Source organism: Shewanella sp. SG41-4 (genome assembly GCF_014164505.1).
GTDB lineage: Bacteria > Pseudomonadota > Gammaproteobacteria > Enterobacterales > Shewanellaceae > Shewanella.
In genome coordinates, this window is record NZ_JACJFI010000056.1 from 1 (window position 1) to 18850 (window position 18850).

The 18850-nt window shown below is 37.8% G+C and carries 18 protein-coding genes; 13 read left to right on the forward strand and 5 right to left on the reverse strand.

The window, feature by feature from the left end; genetic code table 11:
• Nucleotides 1–188 precede the first annotated feature (188 nt).
• Nucleotides 189–518, reverse strand: a complete 330-nt coding sequence (locus tag H5202_RS07615) for a hypothetical protein (protein ID WP_182771554.1) — start codon at nt 516–518, stop codon at nt 189–191.
• 182 nt (nt 519–700) lie between these two features.
• On the opposite strand from H5202_RS07615, the gene H5202_RS07620 reads away from it, so the two are divergent.
• From H5202_RS07620 to H5202_RS07660, 9 genes are all read left to right on the forward strand, one after another.
• Nucleotides 701–2566: a BRCT domain-containing protein gene (locus H5202_RS07620; protein WP_182771555.1), complete on the forward strand. Its 1866-nt coding sequence runs from the start codon at nt 701–703 to the stop codon at nt 2564–2566.
• Nucleotides 2567–2614: 48 nt separating this feature from the next.
• Nucleotides 2615–3376 (forward strand): hypothetical protein, encoded by a 762-nt coding sequence (locus tag H5202_RS07625; protein ID WP_182771556.1) that lies wholly within the window; start codon nt 2615–2617, stop codon nt 3374–3376.
• Nucleotides 3377–3405: 29 nt separating this feature from the next.
• A complete protein-coding gene (locus H5202_RS07630; protein WP_182771557.1) occupies nt 3406–3567 on the forward strand; it encodes a hypothetical protein in 162 nt (53 codons plus the stop codon).
• A gap of 66 nt (nt 3568–3633) precedes the next feature.
• Nucleotides 3634–4425: a PRTRC system ThiF family protein gene (locus H5202_RS07635; RefSeq protein ID WP_182771558.1), complete on the forward strand. Its 792-nt coding sequence runs from the start codon at nt 3634–3636 to the stop codon at nt 4423–4425.
• Nucleotides 4416–4601 (forward strand): hypothetical protein, encoded by a 186-nt coding sequence (locus tag H5202_RS07640; RefSeq protein ID WP_182771559.1) that lies wholly within the window; start codon nt 4416–4418, stop codon nt 4599–4601. Before H5202_RS07635 ends, H5202_RS07640 begins: the two co-directional genes overlap by 10 nt.
• A gap of 2 nt (nt 4602–4603) precedes the next feature.
• Nucleotides 4604–5089 (forward strand): helix-turn-helix domain-containing protein, encoded by a 486-nt coding sequence (locus tag H5202_RS07645; protein WP_182771560.1) that lies wholly within the window; start codon nt 4604–4606, stop codon nt 5087–5089.
• Nucleotides 5090–5166: 77 nt separating this feature from the next.
• A complete protein-coding gene (locus H5202_RS07650; protein ID WP_182771561.1) occupies nt 5167–5529 on the forward strand; it encodes a DUF3085 domain-containing protein in 363 nt (120 codons plus the stop codon).
• 459 nt (nt 5530–5988) lie between these two features.
• A complete protein-coding gene (locus tag H5202_RS07655; protein ID WP_182771562.1) occupies nt 5989–6474 on the forward strand; it encodes a hypothetical protein in 486 nt (161 codons plus the stop codon).
• Between the two features lie 234 nt (nt 6475–6708).
• Complete coding sequence (locus H5202_RS07660) at nt 6709–8436, forward strand: hypothetical protein (RefSeq protein WP_182771563.1); 1728 nt, start codon at nt 6709–6711, stop codon at nt 8434–8436.
• Between the two features lie 434 nt (nt 8437–8870).
• On the opposite strand, the gene H5202_RS07665 is transcribed toward H5202_RS07660, so the two are convergent.
• Both H5202_RS07665 and H5202_RS07670 read right to left on the reverse strand, forming a co-directional pair.
• Complete coding sequence (locus H5202_RS07665; protein ID WP_182771564.1) at nt 8871–9230, reverse strand: 3'-5' exonuclease; 360 nt, start codon at nt 9228–9230, stop codon at nt 8871–8873.
• Nucleotides 9231–9262: 32 nt separating this feature from the next.
• On the reverse strand, nt 9263–10348 hold the full coding sequence (locus H5202_RS07670; RefSeq protein ID WP_182771565.1) for a DNA-binding protein: 1086 nt from the start codon (nt 10346–10348) through the stop codon (nt 9263–9265).
• A 249-nt stretch (nt 10349–10597) separates the two neighbouring features.
• Between H5202_RS07670 and H5202_RS07675 the strand changes: the two genes are divergently transcribed.
• Both H5202_RS07675 and H5202_RS07680 read left to right on the forward strand, forming a co-directional pair.
• Nucleotides 10598–15616, forward strand: coding sequence for a helicase-related protein (locus tag H5202_RS07675; RefSeq protein ID WP_182771566.1), 5019 nt, complete (start codon nt 10598–10600; stop codon nt 15614–15616).
• Nucleotides 15617–15629: 13 nt separating this feature from the next.
• Entirely contained in the window at nt 15630–16082 is a 453-nt protein-coding gene (locus tag H5202_RS07680) for a hypothetical protein (RefSeq protein ID WP_182771567.1), read from the forward strand.
• A gap of 232 nt (nt 16083–16314) precedes the next feature.
• Here H5202_RS07680 and H5202_RS07685 read toward each other — a convergent pair whose 3' ends face one another.
• Nucleotides 16315–16719 carry a LexA family protein gene (locus tag H5202_RS07685; protein ID WP_182771568.1) on the reverse strand — a complete coding sequence of 135 codons (405 nt, stop codon included), beginning with the start codon at nt 16717–16719 and terminating at the stop codon, nt 16315–16317.
• Nucleotides 16720–16873: 154 nt separating this feature from the next.
• On the opposite strand from H5202_RS07685, the gene H5202_RS07690 reads away from it, so the two are divergent.
• Nucleotides 16874–17209: a hypothetical protein gene (locus H5202_RS07690; RefSeq protein WP_182771569.1), complete on the forward strand. Its 336-nt coding sequence runs from the start codon at nt 16874–16876 to the stop codon at nt 17207–17209.
• 87 nt (nt 17210–17296) lie between these two features.
• Nucleotides 17297–18001 (forward strand): hypothetical protein, encoded by a 705-nt coding sequence (locus H5202_RS07695; protein WP_182771570.1) that lies wholly within the window; start codon nt 17297–17299, stop codon nt 17999–18001.
• Nucleotides 18002–18538: 537 nt separating this feature from the next.
• On the opposite strand, the gene H5202_RS07700 is transcribed toward H5202_RS07695, so the two are convergent.
• On the reverse strand, nt 18539–18850 hold a 312-nt coding region (locus H5202_RS07700), incomplete at its 5' end, for a hypothetical protein (protein ID WP_220493800.1).

Sequence of the window (18850 nt, forward strand, 5' to 3'; positions counted from 1 at the left end):
CATTAGCTCGCAGAGAAAGAGTGCATCCTGTGTATGCTAATATGACAGTATCAGAATGGACTAGAGCGCCAGCCCACACTCAAACGCTTTGCTGGTTGAATCAGCTAAAATCGAGCTTGAGAAAGGCTAGGGCTGCACATCAAAACTAAAATAACTTAACTATTTTTATTTTTTCAATGTTGTTATATTTAATTTTCAAACTGCATCCATTGGTAAAGGCTTTTAGCTGCTTCGAACTCCCAATTTTCAGTAAGTATTAACGCATTAAAGTCTCTAATATAGCTAGAGTGTGTGCAGGTGTCTTTAGTGATCATTTCACCCGTCTCTGTGCTATGAAAACCAAAATCTTCGCCTAAACAATATAGGCTGTATTCTTTGAGATTAAAGTCAATAAATAACCTAAGTCGCTTTTTTTCACGGTTCTCTCTGTTCTTTTGCACTGTAACGAGTGCATGAGCTAAATCCGTTTGTATGCTATCAAACCATTCTACAAAAGCCTGTTCATCCACATCTATCATGTCACTCTCCATTCTTCAAAAAGTAGATTGTATGAAAAAAAAACTCAGCTGTAGACTAAGTAATATTTAGTTTTAATTATCTAGATGATATTTAAGAATTTTAAATACCTACTTGCGGCTTGTTGCGGCTTTATGATCTGGTGAGACACTTAAAGGACATCAAATAAATAGAGGTTCTTACTATGCAACAATATGTGAACACCCCAACAGACTTGTTAAGCAATGAGCAGTTATCACAGCTTATGCAATACTTTAATGACCAATACCGAGTTGGTACTCCAGTAATTAGCGATGCTGCATTTGATTTGATATACACACCTATCTTAAAAAAGCGTATACCCAACCACCCTTTATTAACAAAAGTGCAGCCAGAGTCAATTAACGCACTTAACACCCGTTATGAACACAAACAGGTCATGCTTTCAACTAACAAAGCATATGAACACAGTGATATTGAATCATTCATTCTTCGATGCCAAAAAGCGGCTAGTGAGCTTTGTATTAATGACGACTTATTATTTAGAGTAACACCAAAACTTGACGGGCTTGCTGCTTCTTACATAGCGATAGACAAGAAAATTTATACTCGCGGTGATGGAAAATATGGCAACGATATAAGTCATTTGTATGCCAATGGCTTAACGATAATCGGTAACGCTGATAGAGATGCAGTGGGCGAGATTGTTGTACAACAGGATTACTTTAATTCGATGCTAAAAGAGCAGTTCGCTCATCCACGAAATTTTGTTGCAGGACTGGCAAACTCAATCAACCTAAGTGACGCTGGCAAAATGGCACTAAAAGCAGGCGCTGTTCATCTAGTGTTTTTTAAGAACATTGAATGTCCTTGTGTCAATGGTAAGCAGCTGCTGGATAATTTAGACGATTTATGTGAACAAGCTAAACACTCTTTGCCATATGTTACGGATGGTACAGTTATCGAGGTGATTAACGATAAAGTTAAATCATACATGAGCCATAATGAACGACACAACCATTGGCAAATTGCTAAAAAGTCAGTTGGTGAAATTGCAGAAGTACGAGTTCAAGGCGTTGAATGGGCTGTAGGGCGTAATAAGATAACGCCAGTGTTGTTGTTAGAGCCAACATGGTTATCTGGAGCGCTCATAAAAAGGGTAACTGCACATCACGCAGGAAATGTAAAATCCCTTGGATTGGGCGAGGGGGCTTTAATTTCAATGACTCGAAGCGGTGAGATCATTCCTAAAATTATAGGCGCAATAGAATCTGTAGCACCTTCTATTCCCACACATTGCCCATGTTGCAACCAGCCAGTTCAATGGGTTAATGATGCGATTACTTGTACGTTTGATGGATGTTCAGAACGACAAGTGAGCGCAATCGAATACCATTTTGCAGTGTTAAAAGCAGATCTGTTCGGACGGCAAACGGTGAGACGTATGGTTGCCAATGGTTACACCTCATTATCTTCAGTATACAGCATCACTTACGAACAATTGCTTTCGTGCGGCTTTGGCGAAGTCCAAGCTAAAAACTTACTAGATGAAATTAATAAAACTACCAACCGCCCGATAAATGATTATTTAATCTTGGCATCATTGGGTATTCACGCCCTTGGAAAAGGTTCAAGTAAAAAGCTTTTAAAGCACATCGAAATTGATGAACTTAATGAATTGTCTGCTAACCAGCTTAATTCAATTGATGGATTCGGTGAACTAACCGCTTCTAGTATTACTTCCGCTATTACAGAACGGTTTGAACAGATTTCATATCTTATCTCGATTTTAAATGTTATTCGGACTCCGATGATAGCGAAGCGTTCCGATGTTGAATTGCCATTGAATCGTCTCAGCATCGTGTTTACGGGAAAAATGACGCAATCAAGAAGTGATATGACCTCAGAAGCTGAAAGCTTAGGTGCAGTGGTGCAATCTGGCGTTACAAAAACGACAACATATCTCGTGATCGGTGAAAATGTGGGCGCAACTAAAATTAACGCTGCAAAAGCCAAAGGTGTAGAAATTATATCCGAAGCAGAATACACACAAATGATATCCGCTCTATAAAAGAAAAACCTACAAACGCGCCGAAATATCGGCGCAAAAGGAATCTACATGAAAAAATTTATCTCATTATTTCTGCTGTTACTTTTGCCACTTGCAATATCCCAAGCGTTAAATAACGACATCATAGCGATAAGCTATAGTATTGTTATTCCATTTGTTTTTATCTGCAAATTATGGCTACTTAAAGTCTCTGATGTACCCTCTAAACGATATAAATTAATTGTGCTGTCGTTGATGCTGTCTGTCATCTGCGCGTGGAGCGTGGCGATCCACACTCATTGGCATAGCGTAGAACTTTATTACTATTTAGAATTCCCATCACTTATCATTGCAGCTGTTGGTTACTTTGGATTTATATTGATATGCATTGTTTTTTATCGAAACGGCTGGTGCTTAACGTTGTTCAAGCCAAACTCTGAATTGTCATTCTCATACGAGCCTCATGAGCGAAAAATGGTTTTGCACTTTTCAGGGACAAAGAAGAATTTACGGCCAGCGTTAAAATCAATCAATTTATTGTTAAATCATGTTTTAACAAATGAAAACATTTATGTGATTGAACTCAAATCCCCATTATTATCTAACGATAATTTTAGAAAACGTGTAGACGAATATGTTGATTGTGCTAATAATTTGCCTAGTGATAGGTCTTTTGTGGTGAAGCAATGCGGGAGCCATTTTCCAAGCGTAATAGAAAGACTTGGTTACTGGCTTACCTTCACACAAAAAGATTTCAGAAATACCCTAAAGTTCTGGCGTCTATCTAAAGAATCCTGGGAAAAGTTAAATATTATTAAACAAAATAGATAAAAATAGGCGTAAATCAAAAGGACGTTGATATGGAAATTGCACTTAAAAAAATTTCAATTATTTCCCAATGTATCGCTGTATTTTTAGCGTTGTTATTCATTTTTAATCAACAGGCATTGCCCGCATTATTGGTTATGATTGTGCCGGTGTTCTTTTGGTGTTTTACTGCCGTTTTACTAGAGCAGTTATAACTCAGTTGCCGAGTTACGATTGCGGGGTATTCTGGTTTTAACGAATACCTCACAAGGCAAGCAAATATGGATTTTCACATTCCTCAACACCTCTTAAACAAACCGCTTAGAATTTTGCTTATTGGCGCTGGCGGTAGCGGTAGTCAGATTGCCACTGAATTATTTCAGATGGATTCCTTGCTCAGACAACTTTCACAACAATCAGTGTATATCGACTTAACGATTGTTGATGGTGACACTGTTTCAATATTCAACGTGGGTAGACAGGGCTTTTACCTTGGCGATATCGGGTGCAACAAAGCTGATGTGCTTGTTAGTCGTTTTAATAATTTTGGCGGTACAAACTGGAAATCAATTCCAAAATACTGTTCGCCTAAAGACATTAACTTTAGCCAATTTGATTTTGTTATTACTGCCGTTGATAAAGCACAGTTCAGGGTTGAGCTAGGTCAGTTTTTCAAAAACACCCATTCTCACAGTGATTTGCTTTGGCTTGACCTTGGAAATGGAGCGAACACAGGTCAGGTAGTCTTAGGTCATGCGAATACCGTTATTCGAAGTGATGGTGTGCGATTACCAAACGTCTTTGATTTGTATGGCGATATGCTAAAAGAAATAGATGATGAAAAGGAAGATACGCCCTCATGCTCTACTGAGGCTGCATTAACAAAACAAGATTTTGGTTCGAACCGAGCAGTAGCAGGGCAGGCGACACAGTTGATATGGCAACTTGTTCGTTATGCAAAAATTTCACATCATGGCGCATTTGTTGATATTGCGAATGCAGTTGTACAACCTTTAAAAATTGACCCACAAGTTTGGGCAGTATACGGTTATGAAACACAAAAATGTGCATAAATGAACATATAAAGAATGCTCACATAGCCGCTGAAAAAGCGGCTGCAAGTCTAGGGTATTCTAGCTTTAACGAACTCAATAACAGTGATAATGAACACGATAAGCAAATTGCCAGAAGCGCATTTGATGGTGCTTTTTTCTACGATTTATCACCAAATTTAAAAAGAAGAGATTAAATATGTTTAAAAAAAGGCTATCTGAGTTGTTAACTGGAGCCAATAAAAGAGAATTCAGCCAAATTAGTGGTTTGTCTGAGGAAGTGCTGGGTAAATATCTTCGAGGCCAATCTACACCAAATGTTGACCGACTTCTTGCAATCGCAAAAACGGGTAATGTTTCTGTTTCATGGCTAGTTGGGGAAAATGAAAACGTGGAAGAAGAAACCAAACCACAGCAAAAACAGAAACTTAGGTCAAAAGTATTGCTTAACGTAACGGATGATTTGGGTTTGAGTTCGCCCACCCCAATTCTAATTGATGTTAATGAGATAAGGTCTGTTGAATCACTTAAATTGATCAACGGCAGGGTAGAACAAATATCCAGAATAACACTCAAAACACCTATAACCCACTTTTTGGGTGACGATGATGAAATGTATAGCGATTTTATCTATCACTATGTTTTTGAAACTGTGTTGGATATTAACAAGCTTATAAGTGGATAGTGCATTCATCTTGTAGTTGCGGCTTTCTGATAGTGGTTAATAGTAATTAAGACTCAACCACAAAAGGAAACCAATTTATGACTACGGCATCAATTACACGTGAACAAGCGAAAGCACTCTATGAATTTTGCACTAAAAACAATCTTGATGAATGGTTTATAGCTAAAGACCATGGCGCATATTTTGGCGCAACAGCTGGCAGCAATAACGCAGGCAATTTTTCCAACTCTATTCATTATATAAAAGGGTGTAATCCCGACCAAGATGAAGAAAAAGAGGGTGATTGGTACGACAATGCTCATGATAAATTTGGTGGTGATGACTTCGGCATTCATTTGCCAACATCATGGTTGAAAGCATTTTTTACTGATGAATCATTTAGTAAAAAGCGCAACTTTAGCATTAGAGTTAACAAATCTTCTGTCTCACTGATTTGTTAATGTAAGTTAAACCTCATGCCGTGTCGAACGATTGAATTCGGCATGGCTGCTTTTAGTATTAATAAACTTTTCAACTACAAAATTAGAATCTAGAGGTGGAAATGACTAACTTTATCAATAGAAGCGGCAGTTTTAACTACTCAGCTTTTGTTAAACATATCTCAAATCATCTGACACATGGTCAGATTATTAACCCCAGGTGCGTAAGAGAAACACGAGCGTTCGGCAATACTGATAATATTCAAAAGTCTGAAAAAGCCCTTAGAATGGCTTTCGATACTCAATTAGGCAGTATAAATCCTAATTTTAAACGGAAGCGTTCGATCCATGGAGGTTACGAATACCAACGTATAATCGAATAATCCGATTGATTTTTTTGACTTTCACCTCAGTATGGTTAAATGTTTGCAAATAGTATTTAACCCTATCAATATTAACCAACTGAATTGAGGTGATCATATGCTTAAAATTATGCTATCTATTATTTTTACCTTTTTCATTTTGTCGCTTATTAAAACAATATGGAGAGGTCTTCGTGGTGAAGAAGTTGCAACTACGCGAGGCAAGTCAATAAATTACAATAGGCGCGACCCTTCTTGTAACAGCACCCCAAATTTAACCGCTGCTGGAGCTGCTGGAGCTGCTGGAGCTGCTGGCATTATCGCAAGCGAATTTTATGATACAACCATTTCTAATGACATTAAATTTCATGAAACAAGCGTTACTAATGACGTAGATGAGATAACAGAATATTCCGGACTTGAAATTGAGATAAATCCATCCACAGGGCTACCAATGATTGATAATTCTATCGATGTTGCTGGTAACCCATACGGTTTTGATGATCCGAGTATTAGTATCCACTCAGATTCACTTGCTACGAACAATGATATTGCCGACTTTAATAGTTACGATGATAGCTTTAGTAGATTTGATGGCTTTTAGTTTTAGATAGTGCACTCAAAAATAAACCTACATTCAAATTTTAACCCTCCCTTAAAATCCAAATATATTGAATAAAATTTGGAAATCGATGCGTTAAAACGCTCTAATTATCAAAGCTATTCGATCCATTGTTTCAGTATCAATTTATGACTTTAACTTCTGGGTTTTATGCTTAGTTGCACGATATGACTTTCAAGTGATCATGTTTTTACCAGCGAAATACAAGGTATCAACATGAACACAGCAATCGACTTCCAATACATTGAAAATAACACCCATGATGGCTTTGAAATGGCAGTAGCTAGAGCGCAAAAGCTATTTTTAGATGGCTGGATAGTCACGCTTGGCCTGAGCGGTAAGGACTCAGGCGCTGCTTCTATTTGTCTTGTAGAAGGCTTACGACGAGCTAAGCAACAAAGAGAAGATGTTGGCCCGTTACATATTGTCACAACAAACACGACCTTGGAAAATATCGTTCTACATGATTACATGTTGACTTTGCACGAAGATTTAATTGCTTATGGTGATGCACACGGTTTACCTATTCAGTGTCATGAAATTAAGCCCTCATTGTCGTCCCAACCCATTGTGGAGTATATCGGCAGAGGTAAGCTACTAAGAACACCCGAAACCACTTCAAACGCGAGAGATTGCGCGTATTCATGGAAGATTCAACCCATGAAAGCCTTTTTAAAATCATTATCAGATAAATACCAAACGGACAAAATCGTGTCGGTATCGGGTTCACGTGATGCAGAAAGTGCAGTGAGAAAATCAAACTTACAAAAGCGTAATGAAACGTGCCATACACCCGTTATGACTGAACTAGGCTGGACCCTTGCGATAATCAAAGATTGGTCATTAAGCGATGTTTGGCAGTTGTTTTCGATTATCGATGATGGTGATATTGAAAGTTACAGTGATAACTTCCATTACATGAAAAAACACTATTCTGCCGGTAATGGTGGCGTATGCGACCTGTTCGCAGGAAACTTGGCTCAAAGCAAAAGCTGCGGCAGTAGATTTGGCTGTTTTCTATGCGCGCTTAACAAGGATGATTCTTCACTTGAAAACCAGATGGACACAGACCCAAAAACTTACGGATTTATGCGTCCTCTTAACGATTTAAGAACCTACATGATCAATACGCTATATGATTACTCTAACCGTTCAACATTGGGGCGCAAGCTGACAAAAGAAGGTTACATAAAAGTGGGATTAAACCAGTATAGCCTCGAATACCGAATGGACTTATTGAGATTTATACTCACAATCCAACAGGAATCATATGAGCGTTCTGGTAATCACACTATCGATCTTGTTGATTACAGAGAGTTACTAGCGATTCAGTATGCGTGGGCAAGAGAGGGCGGTGAAGATCAAGCTGGGATGGCGCTCAAAATATGGCATGACGTTGTAAATGAAGGAATGCGGTACCCAATCCCTAAAACCAGTTATACAGAAAAAAAATTTACACCACAATACATGTATTTTCCATTGATGAAATTCGTTGAGGGCAATAAACCGGTTGGTTTAGATGACGAAGGTTTGGATCACCAGTTTAAATCAATTGAGCGCATGTTTAAGCGCGACGGGGAGTCTCATAGGGTTGTGCGTTACACCGAGTCGAAGTCTTTTGATGTGGTAACAAAAAACGCATTTGCCATGACTTTTGTAGAAGATTTTTATTTAGAGTTGAAAGAAGATGGACATCTAGATAACAAATGCCCGACCGTTATGCTTAAACAGCTTCTTGAATCTGGAGTTGTCACTTTGGCCAAAGGCACGATTGGCCGAGTTCACGATGATGCTAGGCGAGCTCAAGCGTTAAATAGCTTGCGCTGTACTGTTGGCATCCCAATCACGGAGGCCATAACGATGTTATCCGTTTCAGAAAATGTCATGAAGGAAGAAATTGCCTCAAGAAAATTATCTGGTACAAGACAGCAATCACTTTTTTAACATGAGTATTCGCTACGGCTAAGAGCCCGTTTTTTAAACAGCTTAAATTTCTCGAAATTGTTTATTAACGGGTTTAAATAAATACCCAGACCCACCGTATGTATCACAACAAACGCCAGCAAATTCGTATTTGTGTATCTCTTTTAATGAGATCTGACTTAATGTCTTGTAACCCGAAGGCCTATTTTGTGCGCCAAAATCTGGATATTCAATCCAATTATCAGGAATATACGCCAATTTTTCTGCGATATTCTCTGCTTTTACGCCTTTTTTCGCGCTGAAGTTGTTCCTCAGCAATTTCTAGCTTCATTTTGTTGTTTAGGCGGCGAGTCAGTTCACAATCGCCAACCGCACTATGCAGTATGACATCCGCTGTGTATATGAGTAAGTCATCACACGCATCAACCAGCTTACGCCTTTTGCCATTATTGAATTTATGAGCATACCCAAGCATGACGCATGACGCATGACGCATTAATATCAGGCATTTGGAGCCCATAACGCTTAGATGTTTGTTTAAGTAGTCTTAAATCAAACTCAGCATTATAAATCAAAACTACTTCTGCATTTTTGAGCGTTTCGCAAATTTTATCAAAGACTTGAGGAAAGGTTGGGGCGCAACTTAAATCATTCTTTGTAATGCCATTAATTGCGGATACTTCAGTAGGGATGTCTCCCTGGCACTGGATTAATGTATCTATGAGAACACTTCCGTTATCGTTGATCACCCCTATTTGAATAATTTCTGCCTCATCATTTAACCCGTTGGTTTCGGTGTCCAAGTATACATTCATGCTCATTCCTCGACGTAATCATCGGGATACATTTACTTTTTCGCTTTCATTGAGTTTTTTAGCTCTGCAAGCTCTCTTTCGCGCAGCACTAACACATGTTTGATTTCACCCATTTTTTCAGTTAAGCGCAGCAATTCAGCTTGAGCACTTTCATCGTCTCTAGTAACTCGCTCAAGCTTTGCTCTCAACTCACGTTGCTCACGGTCTTTTTCTTCAACCATTAATCTTAAAGAGGATTCATTTTTAATTGCGATTTCATATTGATTTAGGCTGCTAACAACTAAATCATCTTTTGAAATGATTTTTTCTTTCGCTACGGCCAATGCTTGAGCCGCTTGGTTGTACTCGATGCTTAACGCTGATAGTGATTCTTCTAATTTTGATATTTTCGACTTCGCTTCTTCTTCCGATGATTTGGCTCGGTCTTTAATTTCAACCACCAATGCGTTATTGCTCTCAAGTTTAAGCTGGGCTTTGGCCAATTCAGTACGCTGCTGCTCGGATATTTCACGTAACTCATTATTTTTCAATGTAACGGAATCTATTTGGTTTTGAAGCTGTTCCGCTAACGCCTTTTTCTCATTGTTTAAGCGTGACTCTAAATCTGTCATTTGGCGCTCTAATCGGTCTGTGGCTGCCGACTTGTCTTTTTCTAATCGCTCTACTTGTTGTTTTGCGTCCCTGGTAATCAAGGATATTTCATTCTGTAACTCGCGGACCAGCTCGTTTAATTCGTTATTTTTATCTTGTAGAGCGATGATCTCTCCATCTGCCTTTTCAAGTCCCAATACAGCTGAATCTCGTTCTTCAGTGAGTTCGACTAACTTCTCGCTGTACTCATTCTTTGCATCAGTGTGAAACCTGGCAATCTCAGTGACAAATGCGTTTTGAAAAGCATCGCTAAATCCAAATGAATCAAACAGCGTTTTTTTAGAGTTCTCTAAATCTGTTCGCCATTCTTTATGATATTTGTGCACCGTTGATGTGCTCTTTACATCTGGCAACAAAGAAAGGACTGTACGAATTTTTACTCTCGTGTTTTCCGCATATAGTTGATTACAGATTTTAAAAACTCGTTCTCTAACGGATAACTCAGTTGAAAATGCATCGTTACTCATAGCGGTATGCCTACTTAAAAATAATTGTTCAAATAATACTCTTCACCTTCTTGTTCGTCAACAATGTTGTTCGCTGAACATTGTTCGTTCGTTCGAAAGTATATTTACATAAAGCTATGTTTAATATCGAATAACAAATAAGTGGTGCAGAACATTATTCAATTTTGTTCGCCATTAATCATGCCAGTTGCCTGTTTTGTTCGCCATGTTCTTATATGGGTATGTCAAATCAATTTAGACGGGTAGAAAATGGAATCTGTTAGATCATTAGAGTATGTGGGTGGACAAATGGGGTTCTTTTTTGGTTCCGAAAGTGAACTTTCAACCTATATAGCTAAAACACAAGAAAACAAAAAGCTTAATGGCCGAGTGCAGGTAAAAGCTAATAATTTCTTACACAGATTTCCTTTGTCTAAAATAGGTATGGTTACGCGGTATAACATGAATATCGCTGCTATAAAAACCCTGTCAGAACTAAAACAGGTACAGGCTGAGGCAACTCATGCTGAACAGGTAACACTTTCAAAATACGTGGGGTGGGGCGGTTGTGCTAATGTGTTCGATCCAACCGATATTAAATGGTCTAAACGCCACGACAAGCTAAAATCTCTTTTAACCCGCGAACAATGGGACTTAGCAAAGGCTTCAACTCTTTCTTCGTTTTACACTCCTGATTTTATTTCTGAGGCAATTTACCTCGGTCTTGTTGATGCTGGTTTGAGTTGTGGCACTTTTTTAGATTCGTCTGCGGGTGTCGGTGGATTGGTGCGAACTATGCCGGAAGCATTGTTTAATAACATGGATATTCACCTTGTAGAACAAGACGCAATTTCAGCACAAATACTCGATAAGCTATATCCCACGGCTAATATTCAACATACTGGGTTTGAAAATGCCAAGTTTGCAAAACCATTTTCGTTAGTTTTACATAACCCGCCGTTCGGCCAGTCTCCTATTTTTGATAGTACAAATAAAACCTTGAGCGGATTATCACTACATAATTATTTTCTCGCTAAATCTGCGACTTTATTAGCTAAAAACGGGTGGATGATAGCTATTGTATCGCGCTCTTTCATGGATTCATCATCTACAAAAGCGAGAGAACTTGTAGGTCAATATGCGACGCTTAAAGCGGCTATTAGACTGCCAAAGCAAGTGTTTGAGGTAAGCACAGGTGCAAATGCAACAGTGGATGTTCTATTGTTTCAACAAGGGGCTGAAACGAACCCTGTTTGGTTTACTGCAAGCAATGTTCATGACGTAAATAATAATGAATACACATTAAATGATTACTTTGCAGCTAACCCTGACAAAATTCATGGAAAAATGTTAGTTGGTGAATCGTTCCAAGGTAATAGTGTTCATTGTGTTGGAGATAAGAATTTTGAGAATGTTTCAGTAACGGCTATCAAATCCATGTTTTCAGGTTTGAAGTTTGACGGTGAAACATCGTTTGAATCTCATGCTAATAATGTCCCGTTGGCTGGTCATGAAGTTGTTGAAGCAGCAGGGACACGTGAATACTCGTATGCCGTTGGAGTTGATGGCGAAATTTACCAGTTAATAAACGATATTTGGACCACGACAAACTTAAACGGAAGCAGTAAGGCGCGTTTAACGGGTTTGTGTGGTATTCGCCATAGTTTAATGACGTTGCTTGATGCTGAACAAGAAGATAAACCTGTAAATGAATTGGGCTCAATGAGAGAGCAGCTTAATTACCGATATGATCGTTTTGTTAATGATTTCGGATTTATTCATGATGCTTCAAATCAAAGAGTGGCTAAACTAGATCCAACTAATTACAACCTCTTATCACTAGAGCTTAATTATTCAGCCGGACTCACCAAAGCGGCGGCTAAAAAACTTGGCCTTACAGCAGTTAACCCATCAGCCAAAAAAGCAGAGATATTTTCTCAACGTATTTTAACACCTTGGGCGCCTCCGACTCACGCAAGCTCAATTGATGATGCTCTAATCGCATCAGTCAATGTCTACGGTCGCGTTGATACTTTGTATTGTTCAACGTTATTGAATATCAGCGAGCTTGAATTTATCAATCGTGCGAATGGTGACTTGATATTTAAAGATAGCGGCACATGGGTTACACGAAATGTTTACCTATCCGGTGATGTAAAAACTAAATTGTCCAACGTCCACCAGCTTGGTTTAGATAGTGACACCCAAACCTTGTATATCGATGCATTAAATACGGTGATCCCACTTGATATTTCATTTGAAAACATCAAGGTCAATCTAGGTGCGTCTTGGGTTCCGGCGAACGTGTATCAGGAATTTGTTACTATTTTGTGTGAAGGGAAAGAGGGCCGATATACTGAGATTGATTTCATGTATGCTGCAAACCAATGGCAAATCAACCTAACATGCTTACCATATCAGTTGGAGACTCGACTTGGTTCGAACTCAGCTTATCGCTTTAGCAAATTGTTTGAATGTTTGATGAATGGTAAAAGCACTACCGTAACCACTAAAGATGAAAATGGTCATCGGGTTATCAATAAACAAGCAACACTCGAAAATGAAATAAATGCAGAAAAAATTATCGGTGAATGGGATGCTTTTTTACTTGAAAGAATTGATATTCAAGAAAAACTTTCTACAACATTTAACGAGAAATTTAATCGCTTTGTTCAGTTGAAAGCCGATGGTAAAACAATTTCGCTGCCAAATTCGAATCAAGCAATCCAGCTTAGAGAGCATCAATTGAATACGGTATATCGTGGCGTAACAGAAGGTAAGTTGCTTTTAGCTCATGAAGTAGGGGCGGGTAAAACATTAACCTTAAGTGCCATTATGAACACATTATTAAGATTGGGCCTTAAGCAACGTATTATGTGCGTTGTTCCAAACCACCTAACTAACCAATTTGCAGCGGAATATTTACAACTTTTCCCGCAAGATATTATTACGGTTTTAGATCCCGAAGATTTAAGCCCAACAACACGCCATGCGACGTTGTTACGATTAAAGACAGGCGCTAAATTGGTTATCTGTCCTGAATCATCATTTGCAGCCATTCCAGCTGATGAAGAAATAGAAAAGTCTGTTATTGAGGAAGAAGTAACCAAACTTGATAACGCGCTTTATCAAATGAAGAGCAAGGGCGACGCTAGATTTTCAGTTAAATCAATTGAGAATAAAAAGGCCAAATTAAAAGCACGCTTACAGGAATTAGCTCAAGATAATCGTAAAAAAGGCTTTAGCATTACTGAGCTGGGAATTGATGCTCTTGTTCTTGACGAAGCGCATTATGCTAAAAATCTTCAATATGAATCAACACGTTTAAATAATGTTCGGGGTTGCGGCAATCCAACAGGTTCAAAACGTTCGTTTGATTGGTATTTAAAAATCAGAACATTAAGAAGAAACAACCATGAAAATGGTAACAACCTTGGCGTATATTTCGCCACAGGTACGCCCATTTCAAATACTCTTCTTGAATGTTACACCTTTTTAAAATTCTTAAATGAAGGCCTTCTCGAATCTCAGGATATTAATTCAATTGATGATTTTGTGTCATCATTTGCACTGGTCAGCAGTGATTTTGAGATCCAGGCAACAGGCAAAGGTTTTAAAACAGTGACCCGCTTGCGCGAATTTCGTAATTTAACCGTACTTCAAAGCCTATGGGGTTCTATTGCGGATAGCGTAAATGAAAAAGAGCTTTCTCAATTTTTACCAAAGATTTGTTTTAATGGTAAAAATTATTCTGCCATTCCACCAATGACGGGTGGTAAACCACGACAAATCGTTGTCGAAGCAACGGATGCGCAGATAAATTATACAAATCAGCTCGTTTCAAGAGCAAAAGATTTTAAAGCGAGTCCGATTAACAATGACAACATGTTATTGATTATGTCTGAGGCCAAGAAAGCGAGCGTTGATATGCGCCTTCTTGATAAGAATATTTCGCGGGACGAGTCAGGCTTAAAAATCCCTACTTGTATACAAATTACTGCGGATAAATACCACGCAACTACCAATGAACGCGGGGTGCAAATTATTTTTGTTGATATCGGCGTACCTTCAAAAGAGGGTAAGCATTCCGTTTATGACGATATAAAAAAAGGTTTAATCACTAAAGGCGTGAGTGCAGATCAGATTGTGTTTGCACAATCATTTAAAACACCTAAAGCACGTGCTGAATTGTACTCAAAACTTAATGCTGGGGTAATAAGGGTTATCATTGCTTCCACCAATACCCTAGGGTGTGGCGCTAACATCAATCAACGATTGGTAGGCATGACAATTCTAGATGCACCATTTAGACCAGCAGATCTAAAACAGCGCATTGGTAGGGCGGTTCGCCAAGGTAATTTACTTTATCAAGCAAGACCTGACTCGTTTAGTTTGGATGTTAATTTTATTGCAACAAAAAACAGCTTGGACAGCTTTTTGTTTCAATGTTTACAGAATAAACAATCGTTTATTGACAGCTTTAATTCGTCTAGAAATATAGAAAATATCGTAACAGACTTATCAAATGCTGAAATCACATTTGCTGAACTCAAAGCAGAAACAAGTGGATCTCCTTTGGTATTAGAGTTTGTTAGTTTAACTAAAACGATCCAGAGATTAGAAGCTAAACGTCATGCTTTTATACGTAATCAACGCGAAGCTAAGCTGGATATTGAACGTATTAAATCGCAATTGGCGAGTAACAAAAACTATTTAGCGGCTATAAAAGCAGATAAGGCAAGCGGTTTACATGTTCCTCAAGTTGCTGATGCATTTAGTTACATCAATGCTCATGGCGCTGAATTTGTATCGCTTCATGAAGCGTCAAGCGACATAGCTAACTATGTCGTTCCTATGGCTGAATCTATTTGCTTGGGCTTTTATCAGAACCAAAAAATTAAACTCGGTTATTTCGCCGGATACCAATTATCCATTAGCTCTATTGGTACCAAAATCAACTTGTGTGTTGCAGACAGTATTGTTTATCAATTTAAGCTAGACCTCAGCAAAACCGCTGGCTTAGGCTTACAAATACTAAATACCGTCAATAATTTTATTAGAAATTATGATAAGCATATTCAACGTTATTTGGCTGATATTCGCCATGGCATAGCAACTAAAGAAGTAGCTGAAATAGCAATATCATCTACATTTACAGAAATTGACCAACTAATCGAATGCAAACAAAGAATAATTGAGTTGAAAACTCTACTAAGCGAGCTTGAAAAAGAAGGTAATGCTGATACATCAAGCGTTACAAATAATATTCAAAGTTCTATTGCGGCTTAATTGGTTGATAAAAATGAATCTCTGTCATTTTGTTGCGCAAGTGAAAGATGTTGTCAAAAACTCAGAGCTTCAATTGATTAGTCGTGGTGGCTTATATTTTGTCACCATGGCTTTTCAGGGTGAAGTAAGATGTCTGCTTAACGGTAGTCAATCATTGTTAACTGCATTGTCAATTATTCAAACAATTGCATCAGACCCGTTTTCAGAGTTCACCATTATTAAGCAGTTAGATGTTCAATTACCCAGAAATTCAAAAGAACGCTCATTTAAACGGCCAGATTGGTTGGACTGCATTGTGATCGGTGTTCATCAAAATAGCTATCAGCTGGCTATTGCTGAAGATGGTGCTTACGAACTAAGTAAGGCAACACAATTAGATGGTAAATATTCTACAACGTTAAGCGGCATAAAGTTGTTTGATGCTGTAAAGGCTGACCCCTTAACTCGCACAATAAAGTTCTGTTAGCCTTAAATATTCTGAGTATGTCGTCAATACAGTTTGAAATGAAATAGTTGTGATTACATCGGTTGTTCATTTGTTCACGTTTAATTTTCAGATTTTTTCTACAACACTTAACGTGACCGTTCACCAATAATATTCTGTGAAACTTAATAGTATCGCTGTTGGCTTTTCATTCGGGTAGGTTGTCGTTCTAAATATTCAAATACACAGAAGAACCCTGAAAGTCACAGCCTTACTACAGTTGTAAAAGCGGGCTTTTTCGATGACACCTAATCGACCTCGTTACAACACCCTCTATGCTAAATTCATCGCATTTGTGAATGGGTACAGGTTGGTTTTTATCGTTAGATGATATGAGAACTTTGTTTTTTAAATCCAGAATTTTACAAACAAACTCACCATTAAAATTGGCAACTACAATATCACCCGTCTGTGCTGTGACCTGTCTATCTATAATCAATATGTCTCCATCAAAAATACCAGAGCCAATCATCGATTCTCCTTGCGCAACACCTATGAATGTTGCACTAGGATGTTCAACCAATAAATCGTCAAAGCTTAAAGCCTTCTGGATATACCCGTTTGCCGGTGACTCAAAACCAGTTATTCCTGCACTTATCGAACTTATAATGATGTTCATACCACTACCACTGTATATAAAAACAGTATAATAGCATTCATTCAATAAGTTTCAATATTTTGCTTTGTACAAACGAAGATGTCTTTCGCTAGCGCGTTTTATGTCTCGTGTTGAAGTGTTTGTACTTTAATACGAAGATATGGGAACACAAATAATGAATTTACCTGCGAGTTATTACATTGACCAGGAAACGATGTTGGGTATTGAAAAATTTTGTAAACAGGAAGAGCGCTCAGTCTTGTTGGCCAGAGTTATACATAAAATTATGATGTCGATTTTTAGTAAACAGACTTTGGCGTCGTTAGATAAAAAATTTTTAGAGAATGGGTTTAGTGTCAAACTTCAGATAGAACAAATTAGTCATATCGCTGTTCGTGAGCTATTGGGACGTGATGTGGTTAATGCACTTGATGATCAACTTTTAAGTGACGCATGGAAAAAGTTATACTCAGCTGGTGTTTGTCCTACAAACATTCAAACTAGTCATTAATGTAGATTTTTATTAAGAATGAATTTTTTAGATTTGGCTATACAGCTTCAATCTCTATACTCAATATTCATAAGCGCATTGTCGTTTATGTTTATTGTTTTTATACGTAACCAGCTTGCTAAAATATCTAATGAGATTTTTTATAAGTCCATTGGTGTTGTCGGCATCCCGGTTCATGAGTTATCGCATTTTATTGCGTGTCTAGCTTGTATGCCTTTTGGTTACAGGGTTCAACAGCTACAGCTTTACAAACCTTCAGATCAAGATACGGTCGGATATTTGCTTTATAACTATAAAAAATCGCTGTTCTCACCCATTTGTAACCTGGTGATTGGTATAGCACCTCTGTTTGGTGGGACCTTTGCGTTTATCTTAGTTACAAAATGGCTTATGCCAGACGTGTTTGATTATTTCGCATCTTCTACTATTGTTGCAAACGCGCTTAACAACGATTTGAGCGCTCTTTATCATAATCTAGTTCATCTGCTTGGTTTAATTGCTTTTAGCTCTACAGGCTTTATTCAGACGCTTTGCTGGCTATTTCTAAGTTACTCTTTGATTGTATTTTCAGTGCCAAGTAAAGCAGATTTATCTCAAAGTAAGTTAGGTATTTTGTATCTGATCATATTTACATTGTTTTTATCAATGTTGTTACCAGCTGCTTATGTAGATTTGGTGGAGTTTATCATTCAGTTTAATGCATTTTATGTAGCCATAGCATTTCTACATGCAATGCTTTATTTGGTTACTTTAAGCTATTGCTATTCGATGGACGTGTTGAGGGTTCGTTAGTTTTTCTTGTAAGATATTTAATAGAAACCCTTATAAAGATCTATAAAGTATATACAAGATATAAGAGCTATAAAGATCTATAGGGAAGCCACTTAACAACTGTTTTTACCTTTTAAATCATTGCCTTAGTAGCAACATAAAAATGTAACGCTAACATTTTTATGTCTTTTCGGATCGTTTTCTTGTTATTAGAGATCATTTAATTGTTATTGGAGATCATTTACCTGTCTTTGAGGATCATTAAGTTGTCATTTGAGATCATTTTTTTGTTGCTACTTATCCGCAAGGTTAATAAATAAGCGATTTGCTCATATATTGTTCGTAAATACGCTGTAAATTACATTTTTTTGTTATTAGTGAACATATATTTGTTATTTGGGATACGTTAATCTGTCATTCTCTTGTTTTAGAACCTTTTATCCATGTTGACCAAACGTTTTTGGATCATTTATTTGTCTAGCTTAAGATCATAAATTTGTCTTTTGACGTGCATAATTTTGTTGCTCTAAAGAACATTATCTTGTCAATAAATACATCTTAGTATTTGGATTTAGACTTGGCTTTCATTTGTTTAATTTTTTCTAGAAACTTCTCTTTTTCTTCCTTGGCTTTTTGTTCTGGATCTATCACTAATGCAGCTTCACGCTGGTTAATTGTTTCATAAATCTCTGATGCAGTAAGGGTGTCCTCGAACGTTGTATAGGCCTCCGCAAGTAAATACAATTCTTCTATTGTTAGTTTCGTATTTTTAAGCGCTACTTTAGTCTCAAGCTCTCTAATTGTATCTTTAGCGGTATTTTCGTCCATCGATACTTTTCTATCAATCCACTTATAATGAAACCTTACTCC

Excerpts from the sequence above, each read along its gene's own strand:
- H5202_RS07650 (WP_182771561.1), top strand. The coding sequence starts at position 5,167 with ATGACTACGGCATCAATTACACGTGAACAAGCGAAAGCACTCTATGAA.
- H5202_RS07655 (WP_182771562.1), top strand. The coding sequence starts at position 5,989 with ATGCTTAAAATTATGCTATCTATTATTTTTACCTTTTTCATTTTGTCG.
- H5202_RS07640 (WP_182771559.1), top strand. The coding sequence starts at position 4,416 with ATGTGCATAAATGAACATATAAAGAATGCTCACATAGCCGCTGAAAAA.
- H5202_RS07620 (WP_182771555.1), top strand. The coding sequence starts at position 701 with ATGCAACAATATGTGAACACCCCAACAGACTTGTTAAGCAATGAGCAG.
- H5202_RS07670 (WP_182771565.1), bottom strand. The coding sequence starts at position 10,348 with ATGAGTAACGATGCATTTTCAACTGAGTTATCCGTTAGAGAACGAGTT.
- H5202_RS07625 (WP_182771556.1), top strand. The coding sequence starts at position 2,615 with ATGAAAAAATTTATCTCATTATTTCTGCTGTTACTTTTGCCACTTGCA.
- H5202_RS07695 (WP_182771570.1), top strand. The coding sequence starts at position 17,297 with ATGTTTATTGTTTTTATACGTAACCAGCTTGCTAAAATATCTAATGAG.
- H5202_RS07685 (WP_182771568.1), bottom strand. The coding sequence starts at position 16,719 with ATGAACATCATTATAAGTTCGATAAGTGCAGGAATAACTGGTTTTGAG.
- H5202_RS07675 (WP_182771566.1), top strand. The coding sequence starts at position 10,598 with ATGGAATCTGTTAGATCATTAGAGTATGTGGGTGGACAAATGGGGTTC.
- H5202_RS07635 (WP_182771558.1), top strand. The coding sequence starts at position 3,634 with ATGGATTTTCACATTCCTCAACACCTCTTAAACAAACCGCTTAGAATT.
- H5202_RS07630 (WP_182771557.1), top strand. The coding sequence starts at position 3,406 with ATGGAAATTGCACTTAAAAAAATTTCAATTATTTCCCAATGTATCGCT.
- H5202_RS07645 (WP_182771560.1), top strand. The coding sequence starts at position 4,604 with ATGTTTAAAAAAAGGCTATCTGAGTTGTTAACTGGAGCCAATAAAAGA.
- H5202_RS07615 (WP_182771554.1), bottom strand. The coding sequence starts at position 518 with ATGATAGATGTGGATGAACAGGCTTTTGTAGAATGGTTTGATAGCATA.
- H5202_RS07690 (WP_182771569.1), top strand. The coding sequence starts at position 16,874 with ATGAATTTACCTGCGAGTTATTACATTGACCAGGAAACGATGTTGGGT.
- H5202_RS07665 (WP_182771564.1), bottom strand. The coding sequence starts at position 9,230 with ATGAATGTATACTTGGACACCGAAACCAACGGGTTAAATGATGAGGCA.
- H5202_RS07660 (WP_182771563.1), top strand. The coding sequence starts at position 6,709 with ATGAACACAGCAATCGACTTCCAATACATTGAAAATAACACCCATGAT.
- H5202_RS07680 (WP_182771567.1), top strand. The coding sequence starts at position 15,630 with ATGAATCTCTGTCATTTTGTTGCGCAAGTGAAAGATGTTGTCAAAAAC.